The sequence below is a fragment of the Nocardioides astragali genome, assembly GCF_024436375.1.
Taxonomy (GTDB): domain Bacteria; phylum Actinomycetota; class Actinomycetes; order Propionibacteriales; family Nocardioidaceae; genus Nocardioides; species Nocardioides astragali.
Map to the genome: position 1 here is coordinate 554896 of NZ_JAFMZM010000001.1, position 19695 is coordinate 574590.

Genomic DNA, 19695 nt, shown 5'->3' on the forward strand with positions numbered 1-19695 from the left:
CCCGGTAGCCGGCACTGGGCAGCTCGCCCGGCGTACCGGGTCGGAGCAGTCGACATGAACCGCGTGGGACCTCTCGTGGGGCTTGCGCATCGAGGGCGATCGGGCGACCGTGGAAGCCCGACATGCTCCAACCTCGCGACGGGGACCGACGTGAGCCCTGGGTCCAGGCTCGTCCTGTGTGCTGTCGCAGTCGTGCTCGCTCTCAGCGCGTGCTCGGACTCGCCCGACGATGGTCCCGACGACTCGGCTTCGGCCCCGTCCAGCGACTCCGCATCGCCGAGCGCTTCGGGTTCGGCCCGGGCCGAGTCGGACCAGCTCGCGGGACCCGTCACCCTCGACGACGGGCGCGCGGTCTTCCTGCAGTGCTCGGGCACCGGGTCACCCACGGTGATACTGGAGGGCGGCGACGACGACACCAGCCAGTCCTACGCCTACGCCTTCGACGACCTCGCTGCCGTGACCAGGACCTGCGCCTACGACCGGGCGAACCTCGGCCAGAGCGACCCGGATCCGCGGTGCCGCGGCCTCCAGGAGCTGGTGGGCGACCTCGAGCAGGTGCTCAGCGCCGGGCAGGTCCCCGGTCCGTACGTGCTCGTCGGAACGTCCGGTGGCGGCCACATCGCCGCCGGCTACGCGGTCGAGCACGCCGCGCAGGTGGCCGGCATGGTCCTGGTCGAGGTCCCGCCGCCGTTCCCGGACCCGCCCGCGGACCTCGTGGCCGAGACCCGGTGCGACGCGCCCGGCAACGTCGAGAGCAGGGACTACCTCCAGGTGGAGCGGGACGCGTGGGAGGCTCGGCGCGAGATCGGGGCCATCCCGCTGACCGTCATCAGCAACAGGTACAGCCCGGCGGAGGTCGCGGCCGCACCACCTTTCGAGCGACCACTGCTGCGCGCCAACGTGGAGAGCCAACGGGGCTGGCTGGTGCTGAGCCCGCGAGCGGAGCAGGTCGTGGTCGAGACCGGCCACGCGGTCGAGGAGGCCGACCCCCAGCTCGTGATCGACGCGATCCTCGCCGTGGTCGACGAGGCGCGCGGCTGATCCCCGGTCTGGCCACTCGCAAACGGAAATTGGCTTGAGCTCAACCGCACCTGAAGTTCTAGGGTCGTCCTCGCAACCGACACGAGGGGGACCCATGAGCTTGCAGACGACCGCCATCCGACCCGGGGACGAGGGATACGACGCGGCACGAACGACCATCACCGGCACCGCTGCTCCTGCCGTCGTGCTCCGCCCGAGCACGACGGAGGAGGTGGTGGAGAGCATCGGCCTGGCACGCGAGGAGGGGCTGCCGCTCGCCGTTCGAAGCGGCGGTCACAACCTGCTCAACTTCGGCAACATCGACGACGGGGCGGTGCTTGATCTCTCGCTGCTCGACACCGTCGAGGTCCTCGACGGCGACCGCGTACGCCTCGGGGCCGGTGCCACGTGGGGCCACGTTGCCGAGCAGCTGCGACCTCACGGACTGGCGATCACCTCCGGTGACACGATGTCGGTCGGGGTCGGAGGGCTCACGCAGGCGGGCGGGATCGGCTGGATGGTCCGCAAGCACGGCCTGACGATCGACAGCGTCGTCGCCGCCGAGGTGGTCACCGCCGCCGGTGAGGTCGTACGAGCCAGCGCGACGGAGAACCCGGACCTGTTCTGGGCGATCCGGGGTGGCGCCGGCAACTTCGGCATCGTCACGGCGTTCGAGCTCCAGGCGCAGCGCGTGGGCACGATCCACTTCGGCAGCATCGCGTTCGCCCTCGACGACCTGCCGCAGCTCATCAAGGGCTGGGCCGCCGTGATGAGCACGGCCCCGGACGAGCTGACGAGCACACTGCTGCTGATGCCCGGATTCGGCGACCTCCCGGCCGGAGTGATCCTCTTCGTCGCCTACTGCGGTGACGACCCCGCCGCGATCGATCCGCTCCGCGCGATCGGGACCGTGGTCGCCGACGATGTCGCCGAGAAGCCGTACGCCGACGTGCTCGAGGAGGCCCACCCGCCGGCCGGGATCCTCCCTGTCGTGGGCAACACGTTCGTCGAGACGATCGACGACGACCTCGTCTCCGCCGTCACGTCGGCTTACGCCACGGGTGGGCGGGTGGTCTTCCTCCGCAGCCTCGGCGGTGCTTTCGGCCGGGTCGCGCCCGACGCCACGGCGTTCGCCCACCGCTCCGCCGAGGCGCTCGTCGTGTCCGCGGCGTTCCTGCCCATGGACGCGACTCCCGAGCAGGTCGAGTCCGCCCAGGCGGTCTGGCGCAGCATCGGCGACCAGGGCATCGGCTCGTACGCCGGGTTCCTCGGCTCGGACACCGAGGCCGACCTGGCCGCGCTGTGGCCGGGCGAGACCCGCGAGCGCCTGGTCGCCGTGAAGCGGACCTGGGACCCGGACAACACCTTCCGGCGCAACTTCAACGTGTCACCGGACTGAGGGGCGCGGGGGCGAGCCGAGTCAGGCAGGCGGTTTCGGCCCTGGTCAACGCGTTTCGGCTACAGCCAGAACTTGGCCCACCCAGCGTTCCGCGGGAGGTCCGTGGCCCAGGGGGAAGGGATCCGGAACCGGCGCGCTGGAGTCGCCGCGCCTCTGCAACTCCGGTCAGTCGGGCGTCGCCACGACGTCGAGCTCCAGGTCGAGGTAGCGGCCCACCAGTCCCCGTGATCCGGTGATGCCGAAGCCGGTGCGATCGAGCTTCCGGACCCAGCCGTGCACGAGGACCTCTTGGCCGGTGGCAATGACTCGGTCCACCTGCACGTCCACCCGTACCGATCGGCCGTGAGCGGTCACGGTGCCGGGCACGAGCCACCCTTCCCCCGGTGTCTCCTGCATGCGTTCGGAGGCGAAGGTGATGTCGGGGTAGTGCTCGACGTCGAGAAAGCTGCCGGATCGGACGTCCCGGTCCCGCCTCGTGCTGTCGGAGCAGAAGCTGGCGGCGTCGACCGTGACGCTCGTCGTGAGCGCGCCTGCGGCGTCTCCGACGTCAAGGGCGCCCTCGCGGACGGAGAACGTGGCGTGAACGGTCCCCAAGCCGAGCATGTGCTTGCCCGAATATCGCACCCGGGACCTGTCCGGGTCGATGCGGTAGTGGCCTGCCGCCACGACGTTGGTCGGGTCGAGCTGCGGGGCCGGCTGCGGGTGGAGCTGCGGTTCGAGCATGGGGTCCTTCTTCCCTGATGACACGCCAGCGCTTCGTTGGAGTGCCGATATATTCATTAGAGTGTTACTCTCACCAATATGTCTGTCAAGAGGTCCTACTCATCCGCTCGCCGCGACGCGCAGGCACGCGAGACCCGCCGGTCGATCCTCGGCGCCGCCCTCACCCTCTTCGTCGCCAACGGGTACGCCGCCACCACGATCGAGACGATCGCCGACGAAGCAGGGGTCGCGGTGCAGACCGTGTATGCCGCGTTCGGAAGCAAGCGCGAGCTCATGCGACAGCTGATCGAGGCCACGATCACCGGCGACGACGACCCCACGCCAGTGACGGAGAGAGCCGAGTCCCGAGCAGTCGCCGACGAGCCCGACCCGCACCGACGCGCACAGCTCGATGCCGCCCTGAGCCGGACGATCGTCCAACGCGTTGCCCCCATCGCGCGAGTGGCGGAAGAGGCAGCGGCATCCGACCCAGCGCTGGCCGCGACGATGGAGACGGTCAGGGCCGCCCGGCGCCACGAGATGCGTGGCTCAGCCACCCTTCTCGCTGGCCCCGAGGGCCTCGGCCTGGAGCCGGAGGAAGCCGCGGCGACCTTGTACGTGCTCTACAGCCCCCAGGTTGCCGACATGCTGATGAGGGACTACGGATGGTCCCCGCAACGCTACGAGACATGGTTGGCCCGCATGATCCTCGAAGGCGTCCTGGGGCAGAGGTCACCCGATCGGAAGTAGGGCGTCAGCGCCCCACTCACGCAGCCCTCTGGCCACCAAGGGCTCAGTCGTGGGGAACTTCACTCCGGTGTCCACGTCCTGTTCGCTAGCACGACGAAGTAGCTCGGCTCGTTGGCTCGTTGGCGCTCGCGGTGGAGTCCTGAGCCTGGATCAGGACTGTGACCTCGGCTCGGTCCTGAGGTGACGGGCGATGGCGCTCAGGTCGGCCGCACCCAGACCGGCGTCGATGGCTTCCCCGGCCACGCGGCGGTTGGTCTCGAGCTGGGGAATGCGGGCGCCAACGGCGCCGGCAAGGTCTGCGGCCAGGTCGAGGTCCTTGGCGACGAGGTCGAGCGCGAAGGCGACCGGCGCCGAGTCGGGGTGTTCGTACGCCGCCCGCTTGTATCCCACGAACGGTGCGGCGACCGCACTGCTCGCGATCACCTCGTATGCCAGCTCGCGCGGGACTCCAGCCTTCTCGGCGAGCACGAGAGCCTCGGCGAGGGTCTGGTTGAGCCCGAAGACCATCGCGTTCACGGCCAGCTTCATGATCGAGCCGGATCCGAGTGGTCCGAGCAGGATGATCCGCTGCGCGAAGGACTCCAGGGCTGGTCGAGCGCGCTCGACGTCGTCGGCCTGGCCGCCGGCCATGACCAGGATCGTCCCGCCCTCGACGCTCGAGACGCTTCCCGAGACAGGGGTGTCCACGAGCACCGCACCGGTCGCCCGGACGTCGTCCTCGAGCGCGCGGATCGTCTCGGGGGCCACCGTGCTGGTGTCGGCCACGACCGTCCCTTGCCTCAGCCCGGCGACCAGACCGTCCTCCCCGCGGTACGTCGCACGCGCCGCCGCGTCGTCAGCGAGCGACACGATCACCACGTCCGCGTCTCGGGCGGCGTTGCGTGCCGTGTCCGCGACGGCGACATCGCCACCGCACTTGCTCGCGACCGACTCCGCGGTCGAGCGGGTCCGATTCCAGACCGTGAGCGGGTAGCCGGCGGCGGCGACGCGAGCCGCCATCGCGGCACCCATCCGGCCGGTGCCGACGACCGAGACGCGCAGCGGGTCGCTCATGTCACCAACCACCCGCCGTCGATGTAGAGGTTGGTTGCGTTGACGCCGCGGTTCTCCAGCAGGAAGTTGACGCCGTCGACGACGTCGTCCATCGAGGCGAGTCGGCGGGTCGGCGTGCGCGAGACGTAGCCGTCCAGCACATCCGCCGGCTTCCCCGACCAGAACGGGCTGTCGCCGACGATGCCAGGATGCAGCGCGTTGACCCGGATCGGCGCCATCTCCAGGGCCAGGGCCGTGACCAGGCCGACCACGCCACCGTTGACGGTGGAGACGGTGATCGAGCCTGGGTAGGGCCGGTCTTTCGCGCGGCCACCGAAGAGCACGACCGACGACTCGTCGTTCATCCGTGGCAGCAGGGTGTGGATCACCTCGGCATACCCGACGAGCTTGAGCACGGCCAGCTTGGTCGCCCGGTCCACGTCGTAGTCGGCGATGGAGTTGTGGTCGCGCTCTATGGCGGCGATCACCAGCCGGTCGACCGTGCCGACACCTGCCAGCGCGTCGGCCAGGCCGTGGGTGTCGTTCAGGTCTACGGCCACGCCGGCGACGTCCCCCTCGACCGACTCGGCCACCTCGGCCGAACGCTCCGGGTCGCGACCGGTGAGCACCACCTCGTCGCCTCGCGCGGCGCGAGCGCGCGCCACCTCGAGCCCGATCCCGGACGTCCCGCCGATCACCAGGGTTCGCATCACGTGTCTCCCTCGAGTCGTTGTCGCAGGTAGTCCCAGTCGCGGGCGAACCGGTAGCCGTGCCGTGGGGGCAGCTGCGGCGCCTGGGTCTCGAGCCAGCGCACGCTCCCGTCCCCGTTGCGGAAGCTGTGCTGGCACCCGACGCCGGCCCAGGCAACGTCACCCGGCTCGAGGTGATACTCCGCACCGTCAAAGGTCGCGTCCACCGACCCGTCCAGGATCAGGTAGGTCTCCTCGAGCGGGTGGTCATGCAGGCCGGCGGCGCCGTGCGGCTCGTACTGCACCATGAACATCGACGACAGGACCGCGCCGAGGTCGGAGTCGACCATCATCTTCAGCGAGATCCCGCTGTAGACCAGCAGCGCCGTGCGCATGCTTGCCGAGACCTCGAGCAGTTCCTGGGACTGCCGGCTCGGGTCCATGTGTGCCGCGGTGATGTGGCCGTAGCGACGGGTGCGCGGGTCGCGGACGTCCGCGTCGACGGCGTCGGTCTCCCCGAAGTCCGGCACCAGCTGGGTGTCGAAGTCGTGCTCGGGTCGGGGCACAGGCACCGAGACCCGGACGAACCGGGTCTCCACGTCTCCCTCGTTGCGCAGCGAGTGGGGTACGCCGATCGGGATCAGCCCGTAGCCGCCGGGCCCGAGCCGAGCCGCCTCGCCCGGAGTCTGGATGACGAGGTGCCCGTCCATGACGTACACGCTCTCCTCGTAGGAGTGGACGTGCGCGGGTACGGCGCCGCCCGGCGCGAGCCGCCCCAGCCCGAAGCCGGTGTGCACCGCGGGCGTGCTCGCGTCGACGACCGACCACTGCTCCAGGCCGGTCGATCCGCCGAGCGGCCCGGCGGCCGGCGACCACGAGAGGTCCGCAGCCCGCCGGACCAGGTGGTGAGTCGTCACGCGGGCTCCATGTGCCAGCCGCAGCGAAGCGAGGATTCGCATGGGGTCCTCATGTGCGGGCCATCTCCTGCTTCTCGGAGGCGGCCTTCTCGGCAGCTGCGACGAGGTGGTCCCGGGAGTCCTGAACCAGTGACATCGCCCGGGGCACGTCGGCAAGAAGCTTGAAGTCCCGCTTGACGAAGCTGCCCGCGACCAGGACGTGCTCGACGTTCGAGACGTCGGCAGACAGCGTGACCGCGGCCGTGGGGTCGTGGACCGGCCCCACGTTGACGGCCGTGGCGTCGATGACGACCACGTCGGCCTGCTTGCCAGGCGTGAGCGAACCTGTCCGGTCCTCGAGGCCCGCGACGTGCGCGCCGTCCAGGGTGGCCATCTGGAGCATGTCCCTCGCGGTCAGCATGTCTTCTGGGATGGGCGTGTCCTGGTCCCAGCAGACGGCATTGACCCGCGCCCGCTCGGCGCCGAAGCCCGCCCGGATCTGGGTGAACATGTCGCCGGGCACCGTCGTCACCACGTCGATGGACAGACTGGGCCGGAGCCCGAACTTCCGGGCCTTGTTGATCGGCGGCCAGCCGTGCCCCATCTGGGTCTCCACCTGGGCCGCGATGGAGATCGTGCCGCCGGTGTCCGCGACCCGCTGCCACTCGTGGTCGCTGAAGTAGCAGCAGTGGATGTACGTCGTGTCGGGGCCCAACAGGCCGAGCCGATCGAGCTGCTCGACCATGCCGAACCGCCCGGCCATCCTGCCCATGCCGACGTGCACCGTGATCGGGATGCCGAGCTCGCGGGCGAGCTGCCACTCCTCCGTCACCACCTGGTCCTGGGTGAACCCGGGCCCCCGGGTGGCCAGCGCCATCGTGAGCAGCCCGTCGTCGCCGGGGACGTGCGTCGACCGTACCCGGCGTACGTCGTCGCCGGGGATCACCTCGGAGCTGAAGAACCAGTACTTCTCCAGCGAGGTGTTGGCGCTGCCGTAGGCGTACTGCGCCCGGATCCCGGTCTCCTTCAGGCCCTGGATGGCTGCGTCGGCGTGGTCGGGGGTGTTGTTGATGTGGGACCAGTCGACCAGCGTCGTGATGCCGGCGTTGAGGCACTCCAGGGATCCGGCGAGGTTGCTCGCGTAGACGTCCTCGGCCCGGTAGAGCGGCGCGAACGTGTCGAGCACCTCCACGAAGTAGTCGTCGAGGGTGGCGTTCGGCGCGCAGTTGCGGATCGCGGCCTCCCAGGTGTGCCGGTGGCTGTCGACGAAGCCCGGGATCACGATCTTGCCGGTGCAGTCGACCACCTCCGCATCGGCGTCGATGTTCGCGTCGACGCCAGTGATCTTGTCGTCCTCGATCAGCACGTCGCCGGTGGTCTGGTCCCCGATGTCCGGGTCGACCGACAGGACGGTGCCGCCCTTGAGAAGGATCTTGCCCATGGTGCTCACCCCTTTCTGATCGACCGGACGGTCCGGACGGTCGGTTAGTACGACATGAGACGGCGCACCGCCTCGACGAGCTTGTCGACGGTGGGAATGACTCGTTGCTCGAGGGCGTCCGCGAACGGCAGCGGCACGTTCTCGCTGGCCACTCGGCGGATGGGTGCGTCGAGCATCTCGAAGCCCTCGTCCGCGACGATCGAGACGACGGTGGCGCCCCACCCGCCCTGGTACGGGTTCTCCTCGACCACGATCAGCCGGCTCGACTTCGACAGGGATCCGAAGACGGTGGCCATGTCCAGCGGGACCAGGCAGCGCAGGTCGATCACCTCGAGCGAGATGCCGTCGCCCTCGAGCTCCGCGGCCGCCGCCAGCGCGAGGGGGACGGTCGCGGCCAGGGCAACGACGGTGACGTCGCTGCCCTCGCGGGCAACCCGCGCCTCCCCGAGGGGCACCACGTGTCCCGGCGGCGCCGCCTCGCCCTTCGACGCGAACAGGCCCTTGTGCTCGAAGAAGACGACCGGGTCGTCGCTGCGGATCGCCGAGGCCATCAGGCCGACGACGTCGGAGGGAGTCGAGGGTGCCGCGATCTTCAGGCCGGGCACGGTGAGGGCCCAGTTCTCGACCGACTGTGAGTGCTGGGCGCCGAAGCCGAGCCCGCCGCCGTTGGCGGTCCGCACCACGAGCGGCACCGTGAGCTGGCCGCCGGTCATGTAGCGGGCCTTGGGGATCTCGTTGGCGAGGTAGTCCCAGCAGCAGGCGAGGAAGTCGCTGAACATGATCTCCGCGACCGGGCGCATCCCCGTCATGGCAGCCCCCATGGCGGCCCCCATGATCGCCTGCTCCGAGATCGGGGTGTCCCACACGCGACCGGCCCCGAACTCCTCGAACAACCCGACCGTGGTCTTGAAGACGCCACCGGCCTTGCCGATGTCCTCGCCGATGCACACCACCGTCGGGTCGCGGCGCAGCTCGCGCGCGATCCCGTCGGCGACCGCGTCGCGGTATGTGGTCATCTGAACGGAGGTCAGGTCCGCCATGCCGCCCCTCCGTCCGCCCAGACGTCCGTGAACGCCTGGGCCGGGTCCGCCGCGGGGGCGTCCTGCGCCGCGCGGGAGGCGCTTGCCACAACCTCGGCGGCGCGCGCGTCGGCGGCGTCCACCACCTCGCGGCTGGCACCGAAGTCGAGCAGGCGTTGCCTGGCCACGGTCAAGGGGTCGCGTGCCATCCACTCCTCGACCTCTTCGGGGGGTCGGTATGTCGCCGGGTCGGTGCGGCTGTGCCCGAAGTGCCGGTAGGTCAGCGCCTCGACGACCGTCGGCCCGTTGTCCGAGCGCGCGCGTTCGACTGCCACCGACATCGTGTCGTGGACCGCGACCACGTCGTTGCCGTCGACCAGCACACCGGGCATGCCGTTGGCGGCCGCCCGGTCGGCCGCGGGGTTGGGGACGGAGGTGACCGACGCGATGGGGGTGTACTCCATGTAGCGGTTGTTCTCGCACACGAAGATCACCGGCAGCTTCCAGACGGCCGCCAGGTTGAGGGCCTCGTGGAAGGCCCCGATGTTGGTGGCGCCGTCGCCGAAGAACGCGACGGCGACCTGCGTCGTGCCCCGCAGCTTCGCGGACCACGCCGCGCCGTTGGCCATCGGCAGGTGGGCGCCGACGATGGCGTAGGACCCGAGCATCCCGTGGTCGGCCTGAGTCAGGTGCATCGAGCCGCCCTTGGCCTTGCAGACCCCCGTGGCCTTCTGCATCAGCTCGGCCAGGCAGCCCTCTGGCGTGGCGCCACGGGCGATCGCGTGGTGGTGGCCGCGATAGGTGGCGAACACGTAGTCGTCGGGACGCAGGGCCGCGCTGGTCCCGACCGCGACGGCCTCGTGCCCCGCGGCCAGGTGCGTGGTGCCCTTGACCAGCCCGCGCAGGAAGAGGTCGTGCGCGGCCTTCTCAGTGCCGCGGATGACGGCCATCTGCTCGTACCAGTCGAGCAGGGTGGACGTGGCGACTCGCTCGATCGTGTTCTCGGTCATTCGGCCCTGCCCTTCGCGGTGTTGAGGTGCGACTGCGAGTCGCGCACTGTGGGCAGTGACCCATCGACGGTCCAGTAGCGCTGGCCGGCGACCAGGAGCTCCTCGGCGGGGAACTTGGTGATCACCTCGCATCCGTCGGCGGTGACGACGACCTCCTCCTCGATCCGCGCGGCCGACCAGCCGTCACCGGCCGGCCAGTAGGTCTCGAGTGCGAAGACCATGCCCTCCTCGAGCACCTCGGGGTGCTCGAGCGAGACCAGCCGGCTGAAGATCGGCTTCTCCCAGATGGACAGGCCGACGCCGTGGCCGTACTGCAGGGCGAACGCAGCCTCCTCGTCCGGGAATCCGAACTCCTGCGCGGTCGGCCAGAGACGCACCACGTCGCCCGTGGTGGTGCCCGGCTTGACGATGGCGATCGCGGCGTCCATGTACTCCCGGCAGCGGGTGTAGGCATCGCGCATCGCCGGGGACGCTGAACCGACGGAGAAGCAGCGGTAGTAGCAGGTGCGGTAACCGAGATGGCTGTGCAGGATGTCGAAGAACGCCGGGTCACCGGGTCGGATGATCCGGTCGCTGTAGACGTGCGGGTGCGGGGAGCAGCGTTCGCCGGAGATCGCGTTCACGCCCTCGACGTACTCGCTGCCGAGGTCGTAGAGCACCTTGCTCACCACGCCGACGCACTCGTTCTCGCGGACGCCCGGACGCAGGAACGAGTAGAGCTCGTCGTACGCCGCGTCCACCATCGAGCAGGCCTGGGTCAGGAGGCTGATCTCATCCTGGGTCTTGATCCGCCGAGCCTCCAGGAAGACCTGTTGGCCGTCGACGACGTCGATGCCCTCGGCCTGGAGGGCGAACAGGATCGGCATCTCGAGCAGGTCGACGCCGAGAGGCTCGCCCTCGAGGCCGTGCTCGCGGAGCACGGTGGCCACCTTGCGGGCCACCTCCTGGGCGATGCCGGCGTCGGGGTGGAAGGCGCCGCGCAGCGTGGAGATGCCGGCGCGGGCGCGCTCGGTGCCGTCGAGCCACGGGTTGAAGAGCTGGTGGTGCTTCGCGGCCGATCCGAAGTCCCAGAGCACCGGCTCGCCGCCGCGGGGGAGCACGGCGAACCGGATCAGCTTGTCCATCGCCCAGGTGCCGATGTGGGTGGCGGTGAGGTAGCGGATGTTCGCGAAGTCGAAGGTGAGCAGGGCGCCGAGGTCGGAGCCGTCCAGGCCGGCCCGGATCCTGGCCAGCCGTTGGGTGCGCAGGCGGTCGAGATCGACGCGCTGCTCCCAGTCCACAGCGTTGGGTCCGTAGGTGCGAATCGCCATCGCAACACCGGCTTTCTCGGGTCATCCGAGTCAATACCCGGCTCCCCAGAGTGTCAAGTGTCACTGGACACTCGAGGCGGCGCTCCCTTTTCGTAGCCACGCAGAGATCGAGATGTGTAGAGTCACACCGCACACTGAAGCGAGGCGTCCATGACCCCTACCGCGGCGGGTACGAGGCCGGTAGAGCTCGGCCGATCGATCCGGGCCGCCCGTGAGAAGCGCGGGTTGTCGTTGCGCGAGCTGGCCAGGCGTGTCAACGTCTCGCCGAGCTTCGTCAGCCAGATCGAGCTCGGCAAGGCCAACCCGTCCGTCGGGACGCTCTATTCGATCCTCTCCGAGCTCGGCACCACCCTCGACGACCTGATCGGCGCACAGTCGGTCGGTTCCCCTCCGGAGCTGGTCGACGCCCCTTCGGACACCTGGGCGCCGGTCGCCGAACCAGTCCAGCCGGCTGTCGGGCGCAAGCGACTTGAGATGTCGGGCGTGGTCTGGGAGCAGCTGACCCACGACCGCGACCCGTATGTCGATTTCCTGCACGTCGAGTACGCACCGGGATCCTCGTCCTGCGCGCCCGACCAGCTGATGCGGCACGGGGGTCGCGAGTACGGCTACCTGCTGAGCGGTTGGCTTGACATCCAGGTCGGCTTCGAGACGTACTCGCTCGGCTCCGGCGACTCGATCCACTTCGACTCGATGACCCCGCACCGGCTGAGCAACCCGTACGAAGAACCGTGCACCGCGGTGTGGTTCGTGCTCGCGCGGCGCGACGACGACCGGCCGAGCGGACTGGAGTAGCGGGCACCGATTCTCGACAGGTGTGAGTCCAGCCGCCCTCTCACCAGCTCGCCCTCGCGATACTGGGCGACATGCCCCTTCGCCTGCATCGTGATCGACGCCCACGACTTGCCGTCCCTGGCCCGATTCTGGGCTGAGGCACTCGGCTGGCAGATCCTGTCCGCCCGTGAGCGGGAGGTGGTCGTCGGAGAAACGGCCGACGCGCGCCCGGCCTGTGCCTTATGCCCGCCGGGGCAGCTCGCAAGAGCGTCAAGAACCGCGTGCACCTGGATCTCACGACCACAGCCGACGATCGCGATTCGGAGATCGCGAGGTTGATCGGCCTCGGCGCTCGCCAGGTCGACGTCGGGCAGACCGGCCAGGAGTCATGGGATGTGCTCGCTGACCCCGAAGCAACGAGTTCTGCGTCTGTGCGAGATCGTGTCGACCACGGCGCGAAGGCTGAGTCGCTGGCGCGTCCTACCCTCGCAAGCGCTGTCAGGCCGTGTCGGGGAACTTCACACCGGTGTTGGCGTGGCAGCGGTAGCCGAACGGGTTCTTCGCGAGGTACTGCTGGTGGGCGTCCTCGGCGTAGTAGTAGGGGGTCTCGCTGGACGGCCGGATCTCGGTGGTGATCTCGCCGAGGCCGCGGCGCGCCAGCTCAGCGCCGTACGCCGCGGTCAGCTCGCGCGCGGTCCGCTCCTGCTCGGGCGTCGTGTAGTAGATCGCTGAGCGGTACTGGGTGCCGACGTCGTTGCCCTGGCGCATGCCCTGGGTGGGGTCGTGGATCTCGAAGAACTTCTTGAGCAGGTCGGCGTAGGAGACGACCGTCGGGTCGAAGACGACGCGGATCGCCTCGGTGTGCCCCGTGTGTCCACTGCAGACCTCTTCGTACGTCGGGTGCGGGGTGCTGCCACCGGCGTAGCCGACCGAGGTGGACCAGACGCCGGGGACCTGCCAGTAGATCTCCTCGGCACCCCAGAAGCAGCCGAGCCCCAGGATCGCGACCTCGTGACCCGCGGGGGCCTCGTCGCTGACGACCGGGGTGTGGAGGACGAGGTGCTCCCCGAGGGTCCACATCGACTCAGCGCGGCCGGGAAGGGCCTGGTCGGGGGCGGGGAGGGTGGTGGGCTTGCCGAGTCCGAACATGCGGCCATTCTCCCCGGTCGCTCAAGGAACTCCGCAAGGAACCGGTCTAGACGTCGTACTACTACCGATGACTCCGTGGTCGAGCCGCCCCCACTGTGAGCACCTCGCAACGCTCATCCATCGAAAGGAAATGTTCATGTCTTCACGTCGATCGGTTCGGCAGCTCGTGGTTGCCGTGCTTCTGGGGGTGCTCGTCGGTGGAGGCCTGATGGCCGTCACTCCCGCGGGCGCCGAGGTCAGCAACGCGGTGGCCACGAACTGGAAGAAGATCTGGAAGAAGAACCTCAAGCCGCTCGCGGACAAGCGCTACTACACCAAGGCGCAGAGCGACACGAAGTACCAGCCGAAGGGCTCCTACGAGACCGCGGGCTCGGGCTACAGCAAGGCGGAGACCTACAGCAAGGGCGAGACCTACAGCAAGGGCGAGACCTACAGCAAGGCCGAGATCGACGCCAAGCTCGCGCCATTCGTCAACTCGGTCGCCGCCTCCGCCGGTGGTGACGACGCGGTGTCGCTGACCACAGCCGACCAGGTCGTCCGCTCCGTGAGCCTCATGCCGCCCGCCGACGGTACGGTGATCGTCTCGTCCAGCGCCTACATCTGGGCGGCCGGTGCAACTGACGTGGTGGCTAGGTGCTCGATCACCACGGGCACCGCCGTGGACGGCGCCGCCTTCCAGTACGTCAACATGCCGGCGGCGGCGATCGCCGAGAGCGACTCCATCGCGGGCACGCGAGCGTTCCCCGTGACCAAGGGGAACCTGCTCACGGTGAACCTGGTGTGCGACGAGTTCGAGGGAAACGTAGTGGTCTCTGACAGCTGGTTGACGGCCATCTTTGCGCCCAACTGAGTCGGCGCAAGTTTGGCCTCGCGGAAGGGCCGTCACCCCGTGGGGGTGGCGGCCGTTCCGCTGTCCCCTCTGACCTCCCCGACCGGCTGGGACTACGCTCGCCGTGTGACCCAGGAACGTGCCAACAAGGCCGGTTTCGAGACGCGTGCGATCCACGCCGGCTACGAGCCCGACGCCATGACAGGGGCGGTCATCCCGCCCATCTACGCCAGCAGCACCTACAAGCAGGACGGGGTCGGCGGACTTCGCGGCGGCTACGAGTACAGCCGCTCCGCCAACCCCACGCGTACGGCTCTCGAGGGCGCGCTCGCGGCGGTCGAGGACGGCGAGCGCGGGTTCGCGTTCGCCTCCGGACTGGCGGCCGAGGACGCGGTGATCCGCGCGCTGACCCGGCCGGGGGAGCACGTCGTCATCCCCGACGACGCCTACGGCGGCACGTTCCGCCTCTTCGACAAGGTGGCCAAGGTCTGGGGCCTCGACCACAGCCCTGCGCCCGTCGCCGACGCCCGTGCGGTGGCCGCGGCGATCGAGCCGGGTCGTACGAAGCTGGTCTGGGTCGAGACACCCACCAACCCGATGCTGACGATCGGTGACATCGAGGCGCTGGCCACCGTCGCCCACGACGCCGGTGCCCTGCTCGTCGTCGACAACACGTTCGCCTCGCCCTACCTCCAGCAGCCGCTGACCCTCGGGGCTGACGTGGTGCTGCACTCGACCACCAAGTACGTCGGCGGGCACAGCGACGTCGTCGGCGGGGCCGTGGTCGTGCGCGACCTCGACCTGGCGGACAAGATCGGCTTCCACCAGAACGCCATGGGCGCGGTCGCCGGACCTTTCGACGCCTTCCTGACCCACCGTGGCCTCAAGACGCTCGGCGTGCGCATGGACCGCCACTGCGACAACGCCGAGGCGATCGTTGCGTTCCTCGACGGCGACCCGCGCGTCACCGAGGTGATCTATCCCGGTCTCGCCACGCACCCCGGCCACGAGGTCGCCGCCCGCCAGATGAAGCGCTTCGGCGGGATGGTCTCCTTCCGCGTCGCCGGTGGCCTCGAGCAGGCGCTCGCGGTCTGCGCACGTGCCGAGGTCTTCACCCTCGGCGAGTCGCTCGGTGGCGTCGAGTCGCTCATCGAGCACCCCGGCAGGATGACCCACGCCAGCGTCGCCGGCACCGACCTCGAGGTCCCCGACGACCTCGTCCGGCTCAGCGTCGGCATCGAGAGCGTCGAGGACCTCGTGGCCGACCTCGACCGGGCCCTGGGGTGAGCGTGCCCGACTCCGACATCCGCTTCTCGCTCGCCAACGAGCGGACGTTCCTCGCCTACGAGCGCACGGCCATCGGCCTCGTCGCCGCCGCGCTGGCCGTCTTCCACCTGCTCGACCCCTCCTGGCCCCAGCGCCTCCTGGGGCTGCTGCTCCTCGCATCTGCGGTGGTGGCCGCCAGCGGCGGCTGGCTGCGCTTCCGGCAGGCCGACCGCGCCATCCGCGAGGGACGCGACCTGCCGGCCGGCACCACCGTGCACGTGATGGCGCTGGCCATCCTCGTCGTGATCGTCGCCGCCGGGATCTCGGTGGTGGTGTGAGCGCCGTCGTCTGCGTCGACTTCGGGTCCACCTTCACCAAGGCCGCCCTGGTCGACCTCGACACCGGCGACCTGCTCGCCACCGCGGCTCACGCCACCACGCTGCCGGGCACCGGCGGGGATGGTGACGTCCTGGACGGGTACGACGCCTGTGTGAGCGCGCTGGCCGAGCAGGACCCCGCCGCCGTGGAGGCCGACGTGCTCGCCTGCTCGAGCGCCGGCGGCGGCCTGCGGATCGCGGTCGTCGGCAACGAGGAGCTGGTGACCGCCGAGGCCGGGCGTCGGGTCGCCCTGTCCAGCGGCGGCAAGGTCGTGCTGGTGCTCTCCGGTGAGCTCGACGCCGACAAGCTCACCTGCCTCCGCGACGCCGAGCCCGACGTCGTGCTGCTGGTCGGGGGCACCGACGGCGGCAACGCCGAGGTCCTCGAGGGCGACGCCGACTTCCTGTCCAAGGTCCCGTGGGCCGGCCCGGTCGTGGTGGCCGGCAACGTCGAGTCCCAGCCCTTCGTCGAAGCCGCCTTCGAGCACTCGCGGACGCCCTACGTCCTGGCCGACAACGTCGTGCCGAAGATCGGCGTCCTGGCACCCGACAGTGCCCGCCGCGCGATCCGCGAGATCTTCCTGAGCCACGTGATCGGCGGCAAGCACCTCAGCCACCGCACCGACGCCCGGGGCCGGGCCTTCACCGACCTCGTCCGCGGCGCCACGCCCGACATCGTCCTGACCGGCGTCGAGCTCCTCGCGCGCGGACTCGACGACCAGCACCCCGGCGCCGGTGACGTGGTCGTCGTCGACGTCGGCGGCGCCACGACCGACGTGCACAGCGTGGTCGAGCTCGACCCCGAGACGGCGTCCATCGACGGGCGGGGCCTGTCCCGCGAGGTCGTCGGCGTGACGCCGGTGACGCGCACGGTCGAGGGGGACCTCGGGATGCGGTGGTCGGCCATCTCGACCGTGGAGGCCGCGGGACGCGTGGACCTCGCCTCCGCGGCGGCACGGCGCCGCGCGCACCCCGACCTCCTTCCTGACTCCGAGGCCGAGCGCGAGGCCGACCTCGACATCGCCGCGGCAGCCGTCCGGATCGCTCTGGAGCGCCACGCCGGGCGCAGCAAGGTCGTGGTCAGCCCGGAGGGGCGGGTCGTCGAGCGCAGCGGCAAGGACCTGCGCGAGGTGGACCTGCTGGTGGGGTCGGGCGGCGTGCTGCGCCACGGCGGCCCCGACGCCGTACGACGTGTGCTGATGCCCGCGACCGGCGACGCGTTCGAGGGAGGCTGGCAGCTTCCGCGCGACCCGGCGGTGGTCGTGGACCGCGACTACGTGCTGGCCGCGGCCGGGCTGCTGGCCGAGGAGCACCCCGTCGCGGCGCACCGCCTCGTGAGCCGTCTCCACACGGCAGGGGATCGGTAGCGTGACCGACGTGAGCGAGCAGCAGGCGCCTGACCCTGACCCGGTCACCGCGGAGAGCACCGACGAGAGCGCCGACGGGTCGGGTCGGCGCCGGCTGTTCCTGCCCCTGGTGCGAAGCGACGACGAGGACGGCCTGCCCGAGCGGATCCTCGCGCAGTGGGCGCAGCTGCGCGCCGAGCGTCGCGCCGAGCCGGCCTTCTCGACGGGCCCGTCCAACTTCAGCCGGGCCCAGGTGCCGTGGGGACTCGACCTCGCTGCCGCCTGGTCGTGGCGGCTGATCGTGATCGCCGTAGCCATGCTCGGGCTGCTGTGGACGTTGCGTTACTTCGCGGTGATCACCCTCCCGCTCGCCATTGCCCTGCTGGCTGCCGCGCTCGCCGCACCGCTCGTCCACGCGCTGCGCAGGATCGGACTGCCGCGCGGGCCCTCGGCCGGGATCGTGATGGTGCTCGGCATCGGGACCGTCGCGCTGCTGCTGACCTTCGTGGGCCAGCAGGTCGCCCAGGGTGCCAACGACCTGGCCGACTCCGTCGCGACGGGTCTGGGACAGGTGCGCGACTGGTTGCGCACGGGGCCGTTGGACGTCTCCGACTCGCAGATCGACGGCTACATCGAGCAGGTCCAGGGGGCCGTCACCGACAGCACCGGCGCCGACGGCGTCGTCACCCGCCTCACCGAGGTCGGCACCGCCGTCGGTCACGTCGTGGCCGGCTTCTTCATCGTGCTGTTCTCGACCTTCTTCTTCCTCGCCGACGGCGACCGCATCTGGGCCTGGCTCGTGCGGATCGCCCCGCGTGCCGCGCGTGAGCGCGTCGACGCCTCCGGCCGGGTCGCGTGGGTCTCGCTCACGCAGTTCGTCAGGGCGACCGTGCTCGTGGCCCTCGCCGACGCGGTCGGCATCATGGCAGCGGCGTACTTCCTCGGCGTGCCGTTCGTGGTCGCCATCGGCGTGCTGGTCTTCCTGGGCGCGTTCGTGCCGATGATCGGTGCCACCGTCGCCGGCATGGTGGCCATCCTCGTCGCCCTCGTGGACCAAGGACCGTGGACGGCGCTGATGATGCTCGCCGCCGTCGTCGTGGTCCAGCAGTTCGAGGGACACGTCCTGCAGCCGGTCCTCATGGGCCGGTTCGTCTCGCTGCACCCGCTGGGGGTGATCGTCGCGATCGGTTGCGGCGTGCTCGTGGCGGGCATCGCGGGTGCGCTCATCGCCGTACCCCTGGCCGCGGCGGGCAACGCGGTGGCCCAGCACCTCGCCGGCTACACCGACGTCGGGGACGACGCCGAGGACGCCCTGCTCGAGGACCTGGCGACCGACGGGATCCCACCCGACGCCGTCCCGCCGGACGACAGCCCGATCGCCGGGTCGGCCGAGCGCGCCAACCACCCCGACAACGTCGGCCGCCCCGGCGGCCCGTCCCACGACCCAGCATCCTCGCCTGCATCAAAGGACGAGTCATGACCGATCAGGTGACCCTCGCCGACATCGTGGCTGCGCGCGAGCTCCTCGACGACGTCACCGTGACGACGCCGATGGAGGAGTCGCGCTGGCTGTCCGCGCTGGTCGGCGGACCCGTGATGCTGAAGTGCGAGAACCTCCAGCGCACCGGGTCCTTCAAGGCGCGCGGCGCCTACGTGCGCATCGCCCGGCTCTCCGCCGAGGAGCGCGCCAAGGGTGTGGTCGCTGCCTCGGCCGGCAACCACGCCCAGGGGGTGGCGCTGGCGGCCGCGACGCTGGGCATCGCCTCGACCGTCTTCATGCCCGAGGGTGCGCCGATCCCGAAGGAGAAGGCGACCCGCGGCTACGGCGCCGACGTGGTCTTCCACGGCCGCTACCTCGAGGACTCCCTGGCCGCGGCCCGGGCCTTCGCCGAGGAGACCGGGGCGATCCTGATCCACCCCTTCGACCACGTCGACATCGTCGCGGGGCAGGGCACGCTGGGTCTGGAGGTCCTCGAGCAGGCCCCCGACGTACGCACGGTGCTGGTGCCGACCGGCGGCGGCGGGCTGCTCGCCGGGGTGGCGATCGCGATCAAGACGCTGCGCCCCGACGTACGCGTGGTGGGGGTGCAGGCCGAGGGGGCCGCGGCCTTCCCCGGCTCGCTCGCCGCGGGTGAGCCCGTGGCGCTGGAGTCGATGACCACGATGGCCGACGGCATCGCTGTCGGGTGCCCCGGCGACATCACCTTCGACGCGGTGCGCGAGCACGTCGACGAGATCGTGACGGTCTCGGAGGAGTCGCTGTCGCGCGCGCTGCTGGCGCTGGTCGAGCGGGCCAAGCAGGTCGTGGAGCCGGCGGGGGCCGCGGCCGTGGCGGCCATGCTCGACAACCCGAGAAACTTCGAGACGCCGGCGGTCGCCGTGCTCTCGGGCGGCAACATCGACCCGCTGTTGCTCAGCAAGGTCATCCGGCACGGCCTCGCGGCGGCCGGGCGCTACCTCTACCTCCGCGTCAACATCCCCGACGTCCCCGGCGGGCTCGCCTCGCTGCTCGGCGAGGTCGGCGCCGAGGGGGCCAACGTGCTGGAGGTCGCCCACGAGCGGATCTCGCCCTCGCTGACCCTCAACGAGGTCGAGGTGCGGATCCAGCTCGAGACGCGCGGCGACCCGCACGCGCAGCACCTGATGGAGCGGCTGCGCGAGCGGGGCTACCGGGTCGACACCTGAG

Annotated in this window: 19 protein-coding genes and 2 pseudogenes; 12 read left to right on the forward strand and 9 right to left on the reverse strand. The window is 70.4% G+C overall.

Annotated elements, in window-relative coordinates; all coding sequences use genetic code 11:
* Positions 1-150: 150 nt before the first annotated feature.
* Both J3P44_RS02815 and J3P44_RS02820 read left to right on the forward strand, forming a co-directional pair.
* Positions 151-1041 (forward strand): alpha/beta fold hydrolase, encoded by an 891-nt coding sequence (locus J3P44_RS02815; protein WP_255888708.1) that lies wholly within the window; start codon positions 151-153, stop codon positions 1039-1041.
* A gap of 94 nt (positions 1042-1135) precedes the next feature.
* The gene (locus tag J3P44_RS02820) at positions 1136-2419 is read left to right on the forward strand and encodes an FAD-binding oxidoreductase (RefSeq protein ID WP_255888709.1); all 1284 of its coding nucleotides are present in this window, start codon (positions 1136-1138) and stop codon (positions 2417-2419) included.
* A gap of 165 nt (positions 2420-2584) precedes the next feature.
* On the opposite strand, the gene J3P44_RS02825 is transcribed toward J3P44_RS02820, so the two are convergent.
* The gene (locus J3P44_RS02825) at positions 2585-3142 is read right to left on the reverse strand and encodes a YceI family protein (RefSeq protein ID WP_255888710.1); all 558 of its coding nucleotides are present in this window, start codon (positions 3140-3142) and stop codon (positions 2585-2587) included.
* Positions 3143-3220: 78 nt separating this feature from the next.
* On the opposite strand from J3P44_RS02825, the gene J3P44_RS02830 reads away from it, so the two are divergent.
* Positions 3221-3871 carry a TetR/AcrR family transcriptional regulator gene (locus J3P44_RS02830; RefSeq protein ID WP_255888711.1) on the forward strand — a complete coding sequence of 217 codons (651 nt, stop codon included), beginning with the start codon at positions 3221-3223 and terminating at the stop codon, positions 3869-3871.
* A 150-nt stretch (positions 3872-4021) separates the two neighbouring features.
* Here the strand turns inward: J3P44_RS02830 and J3P44_RS02835 are convergent, their stop codons facing one another.
* The 7 genes from J3P44_RS02835 to J3P44_RS02865 are packed head-to-tail and all read right to left on the reverse strand — an operon-like array spanning position 4022 to position 11268.
* Positions 4022-4924 carry an NAD(P)-dependent oxidoreductase gene (locus J3P44_RS02835; protein WP_255888712.1) on the reverse strand — a complete coding sequence of 301 codons (903 nt, stop codon included), beginning with the start codon at positions 4922-4924 and terminating at the stop codon, positions 4022-4024.
* Positions 4921-5613: an SDR family oxidoreductase gene (locus tag J3P44_RS02840; protein WP_255888713.1), complete on the reverse strand. Its 693-nt coding sequence runs from the start codon at positions 5611-5613 to the stop codon at positions 4921-4923. The genes J3P44_RS02835 and J3P44_RS02840 overlap by 4 nt, the downstream gene beginning before the upstream one ends.
* The gene (locus J3P44_RS02845) at positions 5613-6509 is read right to left on the reverse strand and encodes a cupin domain-containing protein (protein ID WP_255888714.1); all 897 of its coding nucleotides are present in this window, start codon (positions 6507-6509) and stop codon (positions 5613-5615) included. Before J3P44_RS02845 ends, J3P44_RS02840 begins: the two co-directional genes overlap by 1 nt.
* 49 nt (positions 6510-6558) lie before the next feature.
* Positions 6559-7929 carry an amidohydrolase family protein gene (locus J3P44_RS02850; protein WP_255888715.1) on the reverse strand — a complete coding sequence of 457 codons (1371 nt, stop codon included), beginning with the start codon at positions 7927-7929 and terminating at the stop codon, positions 6559-6561.
* Positions 7930-7973: 44 nt separating this feature from the next.
* Positions 7974-8969 carry an alpha-ketoacid dehydrogenase subunit beta gene (locus J3P44_RS02855; RefSeq protein WP_255888716.1) on the reverse strand — a complete coding sequence of 332 codons (996 nt, stop codon included), beginning with the start codon at positions 8967-8969 and terminating at the stop codon, positions 7974-7976.
* The gene (locus tag J3P44_RS02860; RefSeq protein ID WP_255888717.1) at positions 8957-9958 is read right to left on the reverse strand and encodes a thiamine pyrophosphate-dependent dehydrogenase E1 component subunit alpha; all 1002 of its coding nucleotides are present in this window, start codon (positions 9956-9958) and stop codon (positions 8957-8959) included. The genes J3P44_RS02855 and J3P44_RS02860 overlap by 13 nt, the downstream gene beginning before the upstream one ends.
* Entirely contained in the window at positions 9955-11268 is a 1314-nt protein-coding gene (locus J3P44_RS02865) for a M24 family metallopeptidase (RefSeq protein ID WP_255888718.1), read from the reverse strand. Before J3P44_RS02865 ends, J3P44_RS02860 begins: the two co-directional genes overlap by 4 nt.
* A gap of 150 nt (positions 11269-11418) precedes the next feature.
* On the opposite strand from J3P44_RS02865, the gene J3P44_RS02870 reads away from it, so the two are divergent.
* The 3 genes and pseudogenes from J3P44_RS02870 to J3P44_RS25740 all read left to right on the forward strand — a co-directional run.
* Positions 11419-12063 (forward strand): helix-turn-helix domain-containing protein, encoded by a 645-nt coding sequence (locus tag J3P44_RS02870; RefSeq protein WP_255888719.1) that lies wholly within the window; start codon positions 11419-11421, stop codon positions 12061-12063.
* A 90-nt stretch (positions 12064-12153) separates the two neighbouring features.
* A pseudogene (locus J3P44_RS25735) lies at positions 12154-12234 on the forward strand (VOC family protein); the annotation flags it as partial.
* Positions 12235-12269: 35 nt separating this feature from the next.
* Positions 12270-12443: pseudogene (locus J3P44_RS25740) on the forward strand (VOC family protein); the annotation flags it as partial.
* 97 nt (positions 12444-12540) lie between these two features.
* Here the strand turns inward: J3P44_RS25740 and msrA are convergent.
* On the reverse strand, positions 12541-13191 hold the full coding sequence (msrA, locus tag J3P44_RS02880; RefSeq protein ID WP_255888720.1) for a peptide-methionine (S)-S-oxide reductase MsrA: 651 nt from the start codon (positions 13189-13191) through the stop codon (positions 12541-12543).
* Between the two features lie 136 nt (positions 13192-13327).
* Between msrA and J3P44_RS02885 the strand changes: the two genes are divergently transcribed.
* From J3P44_RS02885 to ilvA, 6 genes are all read left to right on the forward strand, one after another.
* Positions 13328-14041 (forward strand): hypothetical protein, encoded by a 714-nt coding sequence (locus J3P44_RS02885; protein WP_255888721.1) that lies wholly within the window; start codon positions 13328-13330, stop codon positions 14039-14041.
* Between the two features lie 105 nt (positions 14042-14146).
* Positions 14147-15307, forward strand: coding sequence for a cystathionine gamma-synthase (locus J3P44_RS02890; protein WP_255888722.1), 1161 nt, complete (start codon positions 14147-14149; stop codon positions 15305-15307).
* Between the two features lie 2 nt (positions 15308-15309).
* Positions 15310-15624: a YidH family protein gene (locus J3P44_RS25375; protein WP_255888723.1), complete on the forward strand. Its 315-nt coding sequence runs from the start codon at positions 15310-15312 to the stop codon at positions 15622-15624.
* Positions 15621-17030, forward strand: a complete 1410-nt coding sequence (locus tag J3P44_RS02900; protein ID WP_255888724.1) for a glutamate mutase L — start codon at positions 15621-15623, stop codon at positions 17028-17030. The genes J3P44_RS25375 and J3P44_RS02900 overlap by 4 nt, the downstream gene beginning before the upstream one ends.
* Before the next feature lie 10 nt (positions 17031-17040).
* A complete protein-coding gene (locus J3P44_RS02905; RefSeq protein ID WP_255888725.1) occupies positions 17041-18489 on the forward strand; it encodes an AI-2E family transporter in 1449 nt (482 codons plus the stop codon).
* On the forward strand, positions 18486-19694 hold the full coding sequence (gene ilvA, locus J3P44_RS02910) for a threonine ammonia-lyase (protein WP_255888726.1): 1209 nt from the start codon (positions 18486-18488) through the stop codon (positions 19692-19694). Before J3P44_RS02905 ends, ilvA begins: the two co-directional genes overlap by 4 nt.
* Position 19695: the final 1 nt, after the last annotated feature.

What these genes read in the sequence shown, in the direction of transcription:
- J3P44_RS02865 (WP_255888718.1), bottom strand. Translation starts at nt 11,268, where the DNA reads ATGGCGATTCGCACCTACGGACCCAACGCTGTGGACTGGGAGCAGCGC.
- J3P44_RS02885 (WP_255888721.1), top strand. Translation starts at nt 13,328, where the DNA reads ATGTCTTCACGTCGATCGGTTCGGCAGCTCGTGGTTGCCGTGCTTCTG.
- msrA (WP_255888720.1), bottom strand. Translation starts at nt 13,191, where the DNA reads ATGTTCGGACTCGGCAAGCCCACCACCCTCCCCGCCCCCGACCAGGCC.
- J3P44_RS02870 (WP_255888719.1), top strand. Translation starts at nt 11,419, where the DNA reads ATGACCCCTACCGCGGCGGGTACGAGGCCGGTAGAGCTCGGCCGATCG.
- J3P44_RS02855 (WP_255888716.1), bottom strand. Translation starts at nt 8,969, where the DNA reads ATGGCGGACCTGACCTCCGTTCAGATGACCACATACCGCGACGCGGTC.
- ilvA (WP_255888726.1), top strand. Translation starts at nt 18,486, where the DNA reads ATGACCGATCAGGTGACCCTCGCCGACATCGTGGCTGCGCGCGAGCTC.
- J3P44_RS02830 (WP_255888711.1), top strand. Translation starts at nt 3,221, where the DNA reads ATGTCTGTCAAGAGGTCCTACTCATCCGCTCGCCGCGACGCGCAGGCA.
- J3P44_RS02860 (WP_255888717.1), bottom strand. Translation starts at nt 9,958, where the DNA reads ATGACCGAGAACACGATCGAGCGAGTCGCCACGTCCACCCTGCTCGAC.
- J3P44_RS02840 (WP_255888713.1), bottom strand. Translation starts at nt 5,613, where the DNA reads ATGCGAACCCTGGTGATCGGCGGGACGTCCGGGATCGGGCTCGAGGTG.
- J3P44_RS02820 (WP_255888709.1), top strand. Translation starts at nt 1,136, where the DNA reads ATGAGCTTGCAGACGACCGCCATCCGACCCGGGGACGAGGGATACGAC.
- J3P44_RS02825 (WP_255888710.1), bottom strand. Translation starts at nt 3,142, where the DNA reads ATGCTCGAACCGCAGCTCCACCCGCAGCCGGCCCCGCAGCTCGACCCG.
- J3P44_RS02850 (WP_255888715.1), bottom strand. Translation starts at nt 7,929, where the DNA reads ATGGGCAAGATCCTTCTCAAGGGCGGCACCGTCCTGTCGGTCGACCCG.
- J3P44_RS02835 (WP_255888712.1), bottom strand. Translation starts at nt 4,924, where the DNA reads ATGAGCGACCCGCTGCGCGTCTCGGTCGTCGGCACCGGCCGGATGGGT.